This is a genomic window from Mesorhizobium sp. M5C.F.Ca.IN.020.29.1.1 (assembly GCF_003997375.1).
Classification (GTDB): domain Bacteria; phylum Pseudomonadota; class Alphaproteobacteria; order Rhizobiales; family Rhizobiaceae; genus Mesorhizobium; species Mesorhizobium wenxiniae.
This window is the reverse complement of sequence record NZ_RZSW01000104.1, coordinates 1-14,272: the sequence shown is the minus strand read 5'-3', so window position 1 is coordinate 14,272 and position 14,272 is coordinate 1. Positions and strand designations below refer to the sequence as shown.

At 61.0% G+C, this 14,272-nt stretch carries 20 protein-coding genes; 13 read left to right on the top strand and 7 right to left on the bottom strand.

Going from position 1 to position 14,272, the window contains the following annotated elements; genetic code table 11:
- Window positions 1–123: 123 nt before the first annotated feature.
- The 9 genes from EOA85_RS11400 to EOA85_RS11360 all read left to right on the top strand — a co-directional run bounded on the left by EOA85_RS11400 (window position 124) and on the right by EOA85_RS11360 (window position 7,664).
- Window positions 124–648 carry a cytochrome c gene (locus EOA85_RS11400; RefSeq protein ID WP_348627893.1) on the top strand — a complete coding sequence of 175 codons (525 nt, stop codon included), beginning with the start codon at window positions 124–126 and terminating at the stop codon, window positions 646–648.
- A gap of 66 nt (window positions 649–714) precedes the next feature.
- Window positions 715–2,718, top strand: coding sequence for a DUF4396 domain-containing protein (locus tag EOA85_RS11395; protein WP_127209477.1), 2,004 nt, complete (start codon window positions 715–717; stop codon window positions 2,716–2,718).
- Between the two features lie 25 nt (window positions 2,719–2,743).
- Window positions 2,744–3,181, top strand: coding sequence for a YqaA family protein (locus tag EOA85_RS11390; protein ID WP_127209476.1), 438 nt, complete (start codon window positions 2,744–2,746; stop codon window positions 3,179–3,181).
- A gap of 145 nt (window positions 3,182–3,326) precedes the next feature.
- Complete coding sequence (locus tag EOA85_RS11385; protein WP_127209475.1) at window positions 3,327–3,677, top strand: hypothetical protein; 351 nt, start codon at window positions 3,327–3,329, stop codon at window positions 3,675–3,677.
- A gap of 81 nt (window positions 3,678–3,758) precedes the next feature.
- The gene (locus EOA85_RS11380) at window positions 3,759–3,992 is read left to right on the top strand and encodes a hypothetical protein (protein WP_127209474.1); all 234 of its coding nucleotides are present in this window, start codon (window positions 3,759–3,761) and stop codon (window positions 3,990–3,992) included.
- Window positions 3,989–5,446, top strand: coding sequence for a TolC family protein (locus EOA85_RS11375; protein ID WP_127209473.1), 1,458 nt, complete (start codon window positions 3,989–3,991; stop codon window positions 5,444–5,446). Before EOA85_RS11380 ends, EOA85_RS11375 begins: the two co-directional genes overlap by 4 nt.
- Before the next feature lie 17 nt (window positions 5,447–5,463).
- Window positions 5,464–6,822 (top strand): copper oxidase, encoded by a 1,359-nt coding sequence (locus EOA85_RS11370; RefSeq protein ID WP_127209472.1) that lies wholly within the window; start codon window positions 5,464–5,466, stop codon window positions 6,820–6,822.
- A 42-nt stretch (window positions 6,823–6,864) separates the two neighbouring features.
- On the top strand, window positions 6,865–7,353 hold the full coding sequence (locus EOA85_RS11365) for a cupredoxin family protein (protein WP_127209471.1): 489 nt from the start codon (window positions 6,865–6,867) through the stop codon (window positions 7,351–7,353).
- Between the two features lie 26 nt (window positions 7,354–7,379).
- On the top strand, window positions 7,380–7,664 hold the full coding sequence (locus EOA85_RS11360; RefSeq protein WP_127209470.1) for a copper-binding protein: 285 nt from the start codon (window positions 7,380–7,382) through the stop codon (window positions 7,662–7,664).
- Window positions 7,665–7,730: 66 nt separating this feature from the next.
- Here the strand turns inward: EOA85_RS11360 and EOA85_RS11355 are convergent, their stop codons facing one another.
- From EOA85_RS11355 to EOA85_RS11335, 5 genes are all read right to left on the bottom strand, one after another.
- A complete protein-coding gene (locus EOA85_RS11355; protein WP_127209469.1) occupies window positions 7,731–8,099 on the bottom strand; it encodes a hypothetical protein in 369 nt (122 codons plus the stop codon).
- Window positions 8,100–8,543: 444 nt separating this feature from the next.
- Window positions 8,544–8,876, bottom strand: a complete 333-nt coding sequence (locus EOA85_RS38850) for a four-helix bundle copper-binding protein (protein WP_127209468.1) — start codon at window positions 8,874–8,876, stop codon at window positions 8,544–8,546.
- A gap of 52 nt (window positions 8,877–8,928) precedes the next feature.
- On the bottom strand, window positions 8,929–9,381 hold the full coding sequence (locus tag EOA85_RS11345; protein ID WP_127209467.1) for a DUF305 domain-containing protein: 453 nt from the start codon (window positions 9,379–9,381) through the stop codon (window positions 8,929–8,931).
- 205 nt (window positions 9,382–9,586) lie between these two features.
- Entirely contained in the window at window positions 9,587–10,114 is a 528-nt protein-coding gene (locus EOA85_RS11340) for a hypothetical protein (protein ID WP_127209466.1), read from the bottom strand.
- Window positions 10,111–10,290, bottom strand: a complete 180-nt coding sequence (locus tag EOA85_RS11335) for a hypothetical protein (RefSeq protein ID WP_127209465.1) — start codon at window positions 10,288–10,290, stop codon at window positions 10,111–10,113. The genes EOA85_RS11340 and EOA85_RS11335 overlap by 4 nt, the downstream gene beginning before the upstream one ends.
- A 128-nt stretch (window positions 10,291–10,418) precedes the next feature.
- On the opposite strand from EOA85_RS11335, the gene EOA85_RS11330 reads away from it, so the two are divergent.
- Genes EOA85_RS11330 through EOA85_RS11320 form a run of 3 tightly spaced genes read left to right on the top strand, consistent with a single transcriptional unit; the run spans window position 10,419 to window position 12,455 of the window.
- Window positions 10,419–11,045 carry a TetR/AcrR family transcriptional regulator gene (locus tag EOA85_RS11330; protein WP_127209464.1) on the top strand — a complete coding sequence of 209 codons (627 nt, stop codon included), beginning with the start codon at window positions 10,419–10,421 and terminating at the stop codon, window positions 11,043–11,045.
- Window positions 11,046–11,090: 45 nt separating this feature from the next.
- The gene (locus EOA85_RS11325; protein ID WP_127209463.1) at window positions 11,091–11,951 is read left to right on the top strand and encodes an exo-alpha-sialidase; all 861 of its coding nucleotides are present in this window, start codon (window positions 11,091–11,093) and stop codon (window positions 11,949–11,951) included.
- A gap of 24 nt (window positions 11,952–11,975) precedes the next feature.
- Entirely contained in the window at window positions 11,976–12,455 is a 480-nt protein-coding gene (locus tag EOA85_RS11320; protein WP_164759603.1) for a c-type cytochrome, read from the top strand.
- Between the two features lie 19 nt (window positions 12,456–12,474).
- On the opposite strand, the gene EOA85_RS11315 is transcribed toward EOA85_RS11320, so the two are convergent.
- Complete coding sequence (locus tag EOA85_RS11315; RefSeq protein ID WP_164759602.1) at window positions 12,475–13,005, bottom strand: Crp/Fnr family transcriptional regulator; 531 nt, start codon at window positions 13,003–13,005, stop codon at window positions 12,475–12,477.
- 69 nt (window positions 13,006–13,074) lie between these two features.
- On the opposite strand from EOA85_RS11315, the gene EOA85_RS11310 reads away from it, so the two are divergent.
- Entirely contained in the window at window positions 13,075–13,650 is a 576-nt protein-coding gene (locus tag EOA85_RS11310) for a periplasmic heavy metal sensor (protein ID WP_082982492.1), read from the top strand.
- A 32-nt stretch (window positions 13,651–13,682) separates the two neighbouring features.
- Here the strand turns inward: EOA85_RS11310 and EOA85_RS11305 are convergent, their stop codons facing one another.
- Window positions 13,683–14,138, bottom strand: coding sequence for a c-type cytochrome (locus EOA85_RS11305; RefSeq protein WP_127209461.1), 456 nt, complete (start codon window positions 14,136–14,138; stop codon window positions 13,683–13,685).
- Between the last annotated feature and the right edge of the window lie 134 nt (window positions 14,139–14,272).

Genomic DNA, 14,272 nt, shown 5'->3' with positions numbered 1-14,272 from the left:
GCTTCGGCATCTGACCGACCATTGCAACGGCGATGACCGACCTGATTGCCCGATCATCGACGGGCTTGCTGGACACGGCACGGTTCAGTGAGGCGCGTCCCCATCATTGCAGCAGTTCTTGTCATCGCCGCGATCGCCGCCGGGACGGCGCTCCCGACGACAGCCGTCGCCCCAGTCGTCGCCGAGCGCCAAGCGTCGATGAAGGCGATGGCGAGCGCCGCCAAGACCATCTCCGAAATTTTTGCCGGCAAGGTGGCCTACGATGCCACAGCCTTCAAGGCGGCAACCGAAACCATTCGCCGCCGGTCCGGAAGTGCCATGGTAGACGCATTTCCAGCGGACTCGCTTGGTGAACCCTCGGCCGCTAAGGCGGATATCGGTCAGTCCCAAGAAGAATTCGCCGCGCTCGCTCGCCATCTCGAAAGCCTGGCAGCTGCGCTGTCAGATGCGGCTGACGATGCGCCCGATGGCATTACGGAAGCCATGAGGATGAAACCCGGAATGGCGATGGGCAGCAACCTGCTCGGAAAACGGGCTGGCGGCGCGGCCGATACCGATCCTTCGAAGATCCCAGCCGAACACGTATTCCATCTGATGCTGCAGAACTGCACGAACTGCCACGCCAAGTTCAGGGAGAAGCGGCAGTAGGCAAGCCATCGACTTCACCCGATGCCGGACTAGGTGACATTGACGACAATCGACAGGAATCCTGCAATGTTCGTACAGCCCGTCGACTACTTCCTCGCAGTCTGGTTCGTTCTGGCGGGCCTGAGCACGGCCTATGTTGCGTGGGACCAGTTCCGCAACAACCCCGAACCCGTGGTGATGAAATGGGGGTTCATCCTGGTCACGCTCTATATGGGGCCGCTGGGGCTGCTGATTTACGTGCTGGCCGACAAGGAGCCGCGGCCAGGCGAACACGAGGCGTTCACCAAGCCGCTGTGGAAGCAAGGCGTAGGCTCGACGATCCACTGCGTCGCCGGAGACGCCACCGGCATCATTCTCGCGGCGGCAATCACCGCCGCTCTTGGGCTGCCGATGTGGATCGATCTCATCGTCGAGTATGTTGCCGGATTCGCATTCGGCCTGTTCATCTTCCAGTCGCTGTTCATGAAATCGATGATGGGCGGCACCTATTGGGAGAATGTCCGCAAGAGCTTCATGCCGGAATTCATCAGCATGAATTTCATGATGGCGGGCATGGCGCCGGTCATGAGCTTCCTCATGATGGGCAGCGACATGCGGGCCATGGAGCCGACCGAGCTCCTGTTCTGGGGTGTCATGTCGTTCGGCGTGATCGTCGGCTTCATCACCGCATATCCTTCTAACGTATGGATGGTGGCCCGCGGCCTGAAGCACGGGCTGATGACCGAACGCGTACCGGAATTCGACAAGGCCAGGGAAGGCAGGCGCGAGCACGCGTATGGCGGCGCGGAAGTCGGGATGGCGGGGCACAGTCACGCTGACGCGCGCTTTGACGAACACGGCAACCCCAGACATGGCAACCCAGGCGATAACTCCGGAGCCGGCCATCATGGATCCAGCTATGACTTCTCCCACGGCAATCGGGGAGGCGGGTCGCGTGGTACGCATGGTGGTCACGGCATGGAACCGGATGCAACTGTGCCGCAACTCGCGGCCTTGGGCGGCGTGTCCGTACTTGCACTGGCGCTCGGCATGATCGCTCCGGCCAACTGGGTGAACCTCACCCTCAGCGCGCGAGACGTAGGCGGCGCCATCATGCCGCCCGGCATGATCATGGACCGCGACACGCCGGCTGCAGCGATGCTGGACATGACCGCCGTGCATCCTCGCCTGATCACGGCCAGCCATGGCTTGGAAGTTCGCGGCGACCGGGAACTGGAAGCCAGGATGGAGAACGGGGTAAAGGTGTTCGACCTGGAAACCTCGGTCATCCGCTGGGCGATCCTGCCGGACGTGAAAGTCGACGCCTATGCGATCAACGGGCAGGTTCCCGGCCCGCGGTTGCATATCCGGCAAGGCGACCGGGTGCGCATCAATGTCACGAATCGGCTGCCGGAGAGTACGACGCTCCATTGGCACGGGTTGATCCTGCCGAACGAAATGGATGGCCCGGCCGAGATCACGCAGGAGCCGATCCCGCCCGGCGGCAGCTACCGATATGAATTCACGGCGGGCCAGTCGGGGACCTACTTCTATCACTCGCATGACCATGTCGATCGCCAGCAGGCGCTCGGACTCTACGGCGCGCTCATCATCGATCCCGCCAATCCCCAGGACGAGATTGCGGCCGACCACGACTATGTTATTCAGCTTCAGGAATGGCTGATGCGGGAGGGCCTGACTTTTCCGTCGATGCCGATGGACGGCGGGCAGCCGAATTATTTCACCATCAACGGCCGCGCCTATCCGTCAACCGACACAATCAGGATGAAGGTCGGCGAAACTCTGAAAGTGCGCTTCATCGGCACCAATAATGGGTTTATCCACCCGATGCACATCCACGGCGGTCCATTCGAAGTTGTCGCCCGCGATGGCGAGACTATGCCGGAGTCGGCGCGTTTCCTTGCCGACACAGTCAACGTCGGACCAGGGCAACGCTACGATGTCGTCTGGCAGGCACGCCGCCCCGGAAAATGGCTGATCCACTGCCATATCGGGCATCATACGACCAACAACAATGTCGAAGAGAAGGGCGGTGGCGGACTGATGGTCGTGATCGATGTGCAACCCTGAAGCCTTTCCGCAAGGCGAAACATAGATGGATGTGTTTGCCGTCTACGGCGGCCTGTTTGCCATTGCCTTCGCCGCGGCGACCATCCTTCCGGCGCAGTCGGAGGCCGCACTTGCCGGGCTCCTCGCCACACATTCCTTCTCGCCCGCAATGTTGGTTGTTGTCGCCAGCATAGGCAACGTCCTGGGCTCGGCGGTGAATTGGGGGCTTGGTCGAGGCATCGAACGCTTCCGGGACAGGCCTTGGTTTCCGCTGCCTCCCGCGACGCTCAACCGCGCCATGAGATGGTATCACCGTTATGGAAGATGGTCGCTTCTGTTAAGCTGGATGCCGATCATCGGCGATCCACTGACCGTGGTCGCTGGGGTTTTGCGCGAGCCGCTATGGAGCTTTGTCGCAATCGTCGCCCTCGCGAAGGTTTTGCGTTATCTGGTTGTTGCCGGGGCGGTGTTGGGCCTGATGTAAACCGGCAGGTAGTTGCGTTCACTTTTGGTTGCACCGCAGCAAAGTGACCGCCCCGACCTTGACAAATCAGACGAACAATTGTCGGAAGGGTGCGATGAGGGCTCTTGGTCGAATTACGATCTTAGGAAGCATACCGGTCCGAGCAATGCTGGCGGTTGTGTTCTTGGTCATGTCGGCTCTTCAGCCTGGTCTGTTCGCCACAGCCAATGCCACGGGTTTTCACGCCGGGGCAGATCTCCAAGCCGAGACATCCGCACACGACATGGGCCATGACGGCGCCACTGCGGACGACACGGATACGTCGGAGCATCATCACGGCGCCAAGCAATCCTCCGACAAGAGCTGTGAAGTCCATTGCGCGCCGGCAAATGCGGTGCCGGTCGACTGCCCTCACTTGGAGCATGTTGTCTCCCGCTGCTTTGCGCTCGTCGTTGACGTCACCTTACCGCTTGGCGAATACACTGCGCTCATAAGGCCCCCCAAACATCTGAGCTGACGCGCCCTTTCGGGGTGTTCGCGCAGCGTCGGGAATCCGTTCCCGCGCGGCCAAACGCATACGTCAAGCTTCAGGTCTACAATGAAAATCGCAAGCTCCGCGATGCTCGCATCGCTGTTAGTTGCCGGATGTGCGGCAACCACGCCGCCGGACATCCTTCCCGCCTTCAATCCGGCCGATCCCGCAATGGGCATCCGTGATACGCACTACCACCCGGTCGTGGTCGACTATCGCCACCGGGACCCGGTGGATCCGCAGAATTGGCGGCGTCTCAATGAAGAACGCTCCTCTGCAAACCCGGGAGCCGGATCATGAAGCGCCGGCCCCTGAGCATAGCTGCGGTGGTAACCATCCCGCTGATCGCTGCCGGATGCACCACCAGCGAGGCCTTTAATGGCATTTCAGCCCCGATGGCCGGATTCACGACAGTCGCGGCGCGCGCCGAATCCGTGACCGGCAAGAAAACCGTCTGGGTGCAGTCCAGCGAGGAAGCGCGGACGGTCTCGGAGCGCGTGAAGAGCCTCGTTCAGAAGAAGACAATCGGTCCAGACACCGCGGTGCAGGTCGCCTTGCTCAACAACAAGGGTCTGCAGGCTGCCTACGCCGAGATCGGCCTGTCGGCGGCCGACATGTGGCAGGAATCGATGCTCGTCAATCCGACGATCTCGGTTGGCATGATCGGCGTCGATCCTGTGCGGACTATCGAAGGAGCGGTGGTCAGCAACATCCTTGCGCTGGCGACACACAAGCGGCGTGTCGCAGTCGCGGATGCACGCTTCCGTCAGGCCCAGCTCCGCGCCGCCGAAGAAACGCTACGACTGGCCGCGGACACGCGGCGGGCCTGGATCAATGCTGTCTCAGCCTGGGAGAGCGTTTCGTATCTGAACAAGGCGCAAGCCGCCGCTGACGCTGCCTCCGAACTCGCTCAAAAACTTGGCGAGACAGGCGCCTTCACAAAGACCGGCCAGGCCCGCGAACACGTCTTTTATGCCGAGATCACCGGTCAGGCGGCGGAGGCGCGGCTCGCCGCGCGGACCGCCAAGGAAGAGCTCACCCGGCTGATGGGTCTATGGGGACCGGATGTCGATTATTCAGTCCCCAACATGCTTCCAGCCTTGCCGAAAGGGGCCAAGGCCAAACGCGCAATCGAGGCGGAGGCGCTAAAAAATCGCGTTGACCTCGAGATCGCGAAACTTGAGCTGGAAGCGCTGGCGAAATCCTACAGTCTGACCGAGGCGACCCGCTACGTCAGCGATCTGGAACTGCTTTCCGGCGTGGAGGTGGAACGCGAGGAGTCGGAGGAGGGCGGAACGGAGACGAGCGTCTCACCCACTCTGGAGCTCGAGTTCGTCATTCCGATTTTCGATACCGGCAAGGCACGCATGCGCAAAGCCGAGCTTGCCTACATGCAAGCCGCAAACCGGATCGCGGAAAAGGCCGTCAACATCCGGTCGGAGGCCAGATCCGCCTATGACAGCTACCGTTCGACCTACGACATTGCCCGGCACTATCGGAACAATGTTGTGCCGCTGCGAACAAAGATCGAGGCGGAGTCGGTCCTCACCTACAACGGCATGATCACCAACACGTTCGAGCTGCTGGCGGACACACGCGCGAAAATCAGCTCGATCATGCTTTCCCTCAATGCCAAGCGCAATTTTTGGCTGGCCGACGTCAACCTCGGAACCGCCATCCACGGTGGTGGCGCAAGCTCGTCCGGAGGCGGCGATGCACCGGCCGCGGTCGAAGCGGGCGCCGAAAGCCACTGAACTCAAGGAGAAGAAAAATGCTTTCAAGACGCCAGTTGCTAGGCGCGGGAGCCCTGCTCGCCGGCGCCACTGCATGGACCAAAACCTCGGCGATGGGCTTGCCGGATGCGGCCGTCATGGAGTCACCGGACATGCAGCCGCCGATCTTCCCGACGAGCGGGCCCGACTACCAGCCGGTGGTGACCCTTAATGGTTGGACCCTTCCGCATCGTATGAACAACGGCGTGAAGGAATTTCACCTTGTCGCCGAGCCGGTCGAGCGGGAGCTGGCGCCCGGAACTACTGCGTATCTGTGGGGCTACAACGGTCAATCTCCCGGTCCGACGATCGAGGCGGTCGAAGGCGACCGTGTGCGCATCTTCGTGACCAACAAGCTACCCGAGCACACCACCATCCACTGGCACGGCATGATCCTGCCAAACGGCATGGACGGCGTGACCGGACTGACGCAGCCGGGAATTCCGTCGGGCAAGACCTTCGTCTACGAGTTCGACCTCGTGAAGAGCGGCACATTCATGTACCACCCGCACGCCGACGAAATGGTCCAGATGGCGATGGGCATGATGGGCTTCTTCGTCATTCATCCCAAAGACTCTAAATTCATGCGCGTGGACCGCGATTTCGTGTTCCTGCTGAATGCTTTCGACATTGAACCGGGGTCGTACGTCCCGCGTATCATGGAGATGACCGATTTCAATCTCTGGGGCTGGAACAGCCGCGTCTTTCCGGGGATCAGTCATCTTCCAGTGGCGAAAAACGACCGGGTCAGGGTCCGTGTGGGCAACCTGACCATGACCAATCATCCGATCCACATGCATGGCTACGACTTCGAGGTGACCTGCACCGATGGCGGCTGGGTCCGGCCGGAGGCGCGGTGGCCGGAAGTGTCGATCGACATCCCCGTCGGCGCCATGCGGGCATATGAGTTCGAAGCCAAATACGAGGGCGACTGGGCGATCCATTGCCATAAGTCGCACCACACAATGAACGCCATGGGCCACGACGTGCCCACGTTCATCGGCGTCGACAACTCGAAGGTCACCGACAAAATCCGCCGGGTCCAGCCCGAATACATGGCCATGGGTGACCGCGGCATGGCCGACATGGGCGAGATGGAGATGCCACTTCCCGACAACACAATCCCGATGATGACCGGCTGGGGCCAATTCGGCGCCATCGAGATGGGCGGGATGTTCTCGGTCGTGAAGGTTCGCGAGGGCCTTGCCTCGAACGATTACGCTGATCCGGGCTGGTACCAGCACCCGGAGGGAACCGTGGCTTACGAGTGGAAGGGAGAAGTCCCCGCTCCGACGAAATCAGGCGACGCAAAAACGATGGCCCCGGCAGCGCACGGCGGTCACGGCAAACAGGGATGAGAAACCGAAACCCTCAACCTCAACAATAAGAGAAAGTGCAGCATGAAACACATAATCGCAGCGGCCGTTTTGATGGCGGTCAGTTCGGAAGCAGCTCTTGCCGGTGGAACCCATGCCGGAGGCCACGGCGACAAAGCCGCCACGATGCCGATCGGCAACCCTGGTGAGGCTGGCAAGGCAAAGCGGACTGTCAACATCTCGATGTCGGAGAAGGACGACGGGACGATGTTGTTCCAACCGGCCGTGCTCAAGGTCAAGAAGGGCGAGACCGTTCGCCTGAAGTTCGTCAACAAGGGCCAAGTCGACCACGAGTTCGTCATGGACGTCCATGAGGGGATCATGGAGCACAAGGCGCTGATGGAGAAGTTCCCCGAGATGGAGCACGCCGATCCCAACGCGATCCGGCTGGCGCCCGGCGCCAGAGGCGAGATCATCTGGACGTTCGCCAATGCCGGGGAATTCGGTTTCGCCTGCCTGGTTCCGGGTCACTACGATTCCGGCATGAAGGGCGACATCACCGTCGCCAACTGACCGCCAAACCGCAAAGGAAGCAGATCATGACACTATTGGTAAAGGCACTCTCGACACTCGCGCTCATGCTCGCCATCGGCGGAAGCGCGCTCGCGCAGGAATACGTGAAGGGCGAAGTCATCAAGGTCGACGCCAAACAGAAGAAACTGACGATCAAGCACGAGCCGCTGACCAATCTCGATATGCCCGCCATGACGATGGTGTTCGTCGTCGCGGAGGGCGGTATGCTCGAGAAGGTCAAGGCGGGGCAGGCGATCGAGTTTACAGCCGACCGTGTCAACGGACGCATAACGGTCACCGATATTAAGTGATCCACGACTAGCGCCGCGGGTTGCAAAACAACCCGCGGCCGCCGTCCGATCAGGCAAAAACGCGCTTCATGATGAGGGGGCCGCGCAGAATGTTATCCAGAGATTCTCTTTCCAATCGTCAGGTGCGGAACGGCTTAGAGGCATCTCTATAGGATATCTTCGCGCGCCCACGCTTACATACGCCGGATAATTGCAGCGAACGCGTGCACGATGCTTGCCGGTATCTTCATACCTGATGGCGCCGTTCGCGTCTGTTTCGACCAGGCCAATAGCGACGTCGAAGTCATAGTCCCCATCTCGCGAGACGCTATTGTTCAGGATGCCGAGCTGGACTGAGGTGGCATCTGGAAAATTGGCAGTGTAAAAGATCAGTTGCTCCGCCGCCATCGAGGGCGTAGCCACCAACACGCCGGCAAAAAATGCAATGGCGCGCATCTCCTCCTCCCGAGGATCGAAGAAGAGACTATCACCTATCGCATCGGTATTCGAATCGAATCTCCATTTTCGGCAGAGCGGCGGAGGCAATCGAAAGGGCCGGACATCCCTCGAAGCGCGCAGCACTCGAGCCATGCCCATGATCGGCGTCCTGACGCTCGTCGTGATTCCGGCCCGTCTACGGCATCGTCAAGGGCTGGCGGTTGCCGAGCCGGAGTATGGTCGATGAGCCAAGAGCAGACGCTGAACTGAAGTTGGCCGCGGAATAGGAGCGAAATTATGGATCAGATGATGTCCGGGGAATGTGGGGAATGGGCGTACAGGCTTCATCCTCCTCGCTCTGGTCGTGCTGGTGACCGCTGGCTTGGTCAAGTTTGTGTTCTTCAAATGACAATCGTAGTAACGAGGGCGCGGGTTCTGAACCAGGGGGCCTCGGACAAGATTTTAGGCTGCCATTTTCCGGCAGCTCTCCGCGCAGCGACGGCAGGCCTCGACGCATTCCTGCATGTGGCCAATGCGCTCACAGTCATCCGCACATTCGCTGCAGATCTCGGCGCATTCGCTACAGGTATGCTTGTGGTGCTCGGAACCGATGAGCATGAAATGCGCCGATGTCCGGCAGATCTCGGCGCATGCCATCATCAACGTGAAGTGCCGCTTTTCGGTGTGTTGGCCGCCCAGTTCCAGGCAGTGGCCCATGGCGGTCGAAAGGCACACGGAATAACAGCGCACGCATTCGTCGATGCAGCTTTTCATTTCGGGGCTAAGGTGATGCATGGAAGGTGTTCCTTGTTCGAGTCGAGAAGCGGCTTACGACGTCTCCTGACGATCACTTTGCGTTGGCATCAAGCCACTGCTTGAACTCACCGATTTCGTTAGTCTGGGCGTCGATGATCTTCTGAGCCATCTTTTTGGCTTCGTCATTGTCGCCGTATTTCAGCTCGACTTCGGCCATGTCGATCGCGCCCTGGTGATGCGCGATCATCCCGCAGGCGAAGGCGACATCAGGGTCTTTGGCCATCATCTCTTGCATCATGGCAGGATGCATCTTCATCATCGCCGCCATGTTGGCCTTGTGCGCTTCATCCATGCCCGACATGTCCATGCCTGCCATTCCAGGCGTGGTGTGCCCTGCTGATGCGCCTTCAGCCTGACCGCATTGCTCCGGCAGGGGCGTCGGAGCCACATCCATAGGCTGGTCGGAGGATTGCTGAGCGAACGCCGCCGGGGCGAAACCCGACAGCAACAGTGCCATGGCGAACGTGAGTTTGGTACTTGCCATGATTCATCTTCTAATCTTGAACTATGACGCGCGGTGCCGAGGTCTCGGCCCGGGCGCCGGCTCGGGGCATGAATGCGTTCATGGTTTTGGAGGTCGGTCCAACCGGTCAGGGATCCGCGAGCAACGCATGACATGTTGCGTAACGGAAGCGCGGAAACTTTGTTCCGATGCGGTGGGTTGCTAGCGTAGACGGAGCGGACTGCATCTATGGATGCAGAGCCGTCGGCCCCTCATGCTGCTTGCGCCACCCGTACGGGGTCAGGCCTCGCGGCTTGTATAGCGACAGCGCCACAGGCAGGAGCAACACGAGCAGCCCTCCCGCGGCGTGGATCACAGGTGATATCCTCAGTTCCCGAAGATCAGCGCTGGAAAACGTCGTCTCTGCCGCGATGTCTGCCAGATAGCCAATCAGATTCAGCTGAAGCAGCAGGACGACGGTGACAAGAATATTCAGCAGAAGCTTCGCCAGGACCCAGTAGTGCCGGAACAGGCCCCAATTGGTGCCCAGCGACTGGACAAGTCCGGTGACCAATGAGACGAGAACCAACGGGACGATAACGTACCAGGCGGTCAACTCCATCGCGAGATAGGCGGCGCGCACCGTCTGCAGATCCTTGCTGGCCAAGCCGGCGACGGCGAGAGCCAGGAAGCCGGCGACCGCGCCGAGCGTGCCGACCGACGAAGCGACATGCGCGGTGAGCGCGAACTTTCGAAGGCCGGGTGTCATGGTCATGGCTGTTGCATGCCAGGCTCTGTAACGCTGGAGGACGGCAGGTGCCGACCGGGACCGTGAGGCCCGCCGACGCCGGTGAAGAGCGCAGCGATCACCAGCAGGATCAGGACGATCACGATAATCCCCGACACTTTCACCCAGCGCGGTGTGCCGGGGTAATCGGGCGGGTCGGCCATGTGCGTCTCCTGCGTCGCGCGCGGTATCGAGTTCCATGACTACGAAAACTTTATCGAGACAATGTGTCTATGTCAAGTCGCTGTGTCTCGCATCTCGACATCGGTGATACGCCACGTATATTGGGGCGGTGCCGAAGCTGTGGAACGAAACCATCGATGCCCACCGTCGCGCGGTACGCGACGCGACCCTCGACGCCACCGCGGCGCTGGTGGCCGAGCGGGGGCTGCTGTCGGTGACGATGGCGAAGATCGCCGAGGAGACTGGAATAGGTCGCGCGACGCTGTACAAGTATTTTCGGGACGTTGAAGCGATCCTCGTCGCCTGGCACGAACGTCAGGTCACCGGTCACCTTGACCATCTCATTACCATTCGGGACCAGGTTGGCGACGCCGGGGAGCGGCTAAAAGCGGTACTTGAGGCCTATGCGTTCATTTCACACGAACATCATGGCACCCAACTCGCGGCACGCCTGCATCGAGGCGAACACGTCGTCAAGGCGCAGCATCAGCTCCACCATCTCATCCGCGATCTGCTGGCCGAGGGTGCTGCGACGGGCGATCTCCGGGACGACGTCGCGCCTGACGAGCTTGCGACCTATTGCCTCCACGCCCTCACGGCAGCCAGCAGCCTGCGATCCAAGGCCGCGGTCCGCCGGCTCGTCGCGGTCACTCTGACCGGGTTGAAACCTCCGCGTCGGTCAGACGGCGGGCTGGGCTGCGCAGACATGTCCGATGCACCGCAGTCCTGGTCCTGATATCATGCCCGTCATGATGGTAAGGGCGAAGTTGGAGGCGACGAGATGAGACAACTACTGGGAATTCTGGTCGCCAGTCTGATTGCGGCCACCTCGACCGGATCGACTGCGGGAGCCGAGGCGGTTTCGGTTTCGCAGCTGAAAGAGCGCACCCACATCCATGGGCTAGCTGTGGACAGGGAAAATTCGCAAAAGCTTCTGATAGCGACCCACCATGGACTCTTTCGCGCCGGGTCGGACGGAAAGGCAGAGCTCATTTCGCCGGTGCAGGATTTCATGGGATTCACTCCGGACCCATCCGACCCGAGGTCGCTTTACGCCAGCGGCCACCCCGCAGGCGGCGGTAATCTCGGATTCATCGCCTCGACCGACAACGGCGCGACATGGACGCAGATCGCGCCGGGTGCAGACGGGCCGGTCGACTTTCACCAGATGACGGTCAGCTCGGCCGATCCTCAGGTTCTCTACGGCGCCTACGGCGGCCTACAGGTGAGCCGCGATGCCGGGAAGACATGGTCGGTGGTTGGACTGCTGCCCGAAAAGCTGATCGACCTCGCCGCATCGGCAAAGGACGCCGACACCATTTACGCCGCGACTGAAGGAGGTCTGTCGGTCAGTAGGAATGGAGGCCTGATCTGGGAAACGGTCGTCGATGGCGCGCCCGTCAGTCTCGTTGAGGTGACGGCCGACGGTTCCGTCTACGCGTTCGTGGTGGGACGAGGACTTGTCCGATCCGCGGAGGCTGCTCTGAACTTCGCGCCTCTTTCAAGCGGCTTGAGTGATCGAATCCTGCTGCATCTCGCGGTCGATCCGGCCGACAAGGATCGGATATTCGTGGCGTCTCACCAAGGTGATATCCTGGCCAGCACCGACGGCGGCGTCAACTGGACCGAACTCGGTCGTTGATGCGGTGACACAGTGGATCGTAGGGTGACTGGAAAGCTGGCGCTGGCGCTTGCTCTCGCCGCCTTGGTGGCGGTCTACGTGGTTCTTGTTTTCGGGGGCAAGTCGGGCGGGATCCTCAAGGCCGACGATGCCCGTGTCATTGCGCGCGGCGAGGCCGTTTACGTGGCGCATTGCGCCTCTTGCCATGGCAGGAACCTCGAAGGTCAAACGGGCTGGAAAGCGCAGGACAAGGATGGATTCCTTCCGGCCCCGCCCCACGACGAAAGCGGTCACACCTGGCACCACCCGGACACACTGCTGTTCAGGATAACGAAACTCGGTGTCGCCGAAGCCGCCAACCTCAAGGATTACAAAACGCGGATGCCAGCTTTCGGGGGACTCCTGACCGACGCCGATATCATCGCGGCCTTGTCCTATATCAAGTCGCGCTGGCCGGACGACATGCGCCGTCGCCACGACAAACTGAACCGCCTCTTTGCTCGGCGAGAATCATCCGCACGATGAGCCGCATTGTGGCGGCACATCATCGCCGACGGGCAAGCTCTCGATAAAACGCCTCCGGCGTAACGGCGATCTCCGACGCAACGTGATGCCAGCGTCCCTTGGGCGGCAAGACGCCGCCGTTGCATGCCATCCAGGCACTAACTTTCGCCGCGACGGATTTCAGGGATAATATCTCGGCTCGCGTTCGCGTCCGGTGGACCTCGCCCGCCAAGTGTCGCAGCAGTGAGGAGGCCAGCGCGCGATCGCTTTCGAGCACCGCCTTGGCCCTGGTGATCGATACAGCGCGCACCGTCGATTCCTCGGTCGCCAAGGCGTCGCAATGGTATCGATCCGCAAACAGCGAAGCCTCGGCCAGGATCGAAGCCGAGCCGGCACGCTGCAACGTCAGCTGGAACCCGTCAGGAAGTGCCCGGACAAGGCGCAGTTCTCCCGCGGTGACCAGGAAGAGCGACAAGACCGGGTCGTCCATACGAAACAGGACGCTGCCGGCAGGGAGAGATTGCTCGCGTTCCGCGAGTTCAAGGAATCGCTCGAAGAGGAGTTCAGACATGATCGCAATCATGTTTCAGTTCCCGCGGCCGTGTCAAACCTCGCAAGAAGAAACGCCGGAGATCGCTTGATGAACCGCATCCCCATTGCCGTGCTGTCTCTCATGCTGACTTTCCTTGCCGTCCCTCACGGGCTGGCACAGCAGCATGGCAGCATCAACCATCACAAGGCCGCTGAAGGAAAGGATCCAGCCACATCTTCTTATTCCGGGATGGAGAAACGCCGCGTGAAAGCGCTCTCGGGCGAGCAGATGGCTGATCTTTTGGCCGGGCGAGGGATGGGTCTGGCGCTGGCGGCCGAACTCAACTCCTATCCGGGTCCGTCACATGTCCTCGAACTGCGGGATGCCCTTGGCGTCACCGATGAACAGGCGTCGCGGACCAAGGCCCTGCTGGATCGGATGAAGGCAGAAACCATCCCGCTCGGACTACGCATCATCGAGAAAGAGACCGAACTTGACCGCTTGTTTTCCGAACGAAAGATAATTTCGGCACAACTCGCTGAACTGACAAAGACCATCGCCGACGTGCAAGGCGTGCTACGGGCAGCGCACCTGCGCTATCATCTCGAGATGGCCGAATTGCTTACCCCTGAGCAGATCCGCCGGTACTCACAGCTTCGCGGATACTCTGGGCAGGTCGATTGAACAGGGCTACGCCTTGGTTTCATCAGCGGACACTATTGTGCGACCGCACCTTCCAGATAGCCGATGATCGCGGCGCGCTGAGCGGGGTTGGGAACGCCCACTGTCATCGACGTGCCCGGAACCATCCGGCGTGGCGCCGCGAGGAAGGTATCGAGGGTGCGGCCTTCCCAGACGATGGCCGATTCTCGCAGCGCGGCCGAATAGCGGGCGCCCTCGACACTGCCGGCCTTGCGGCCGATAACGCCCGACAGATGCGGACCGGTTCTGTTCTGGCCTGGCTCCAAACTGTGGCAGCTGCCGCAGCGTTGCCGGAACAGCCGCTCGCCGTCGGCCTGCTGCGCGGAAGCGGCGCCCGGCAACAGCAGGCCGCCGGCAACCAAGAGCGCGGCCAGGGACGCACGCGCTCGCGTGATGAACGTCGCCGGAGATGCGGTGGCAACTCCGACGGAAATAACGTGGTTGCGTGTCGTGGCTTGTGAATGGCTCATCGGATGACCTCTGCGGAAAGTTGAAGAGAGGGGCTTTGCTGGTGGCCGGAAGCTTCCGGCAGGACCAGCCGCTCAGCAGCGAGAGCGGCGGCTGGGTTAAGAAAGGCACTGGGGAGCATGCGGGTTGCGACGAC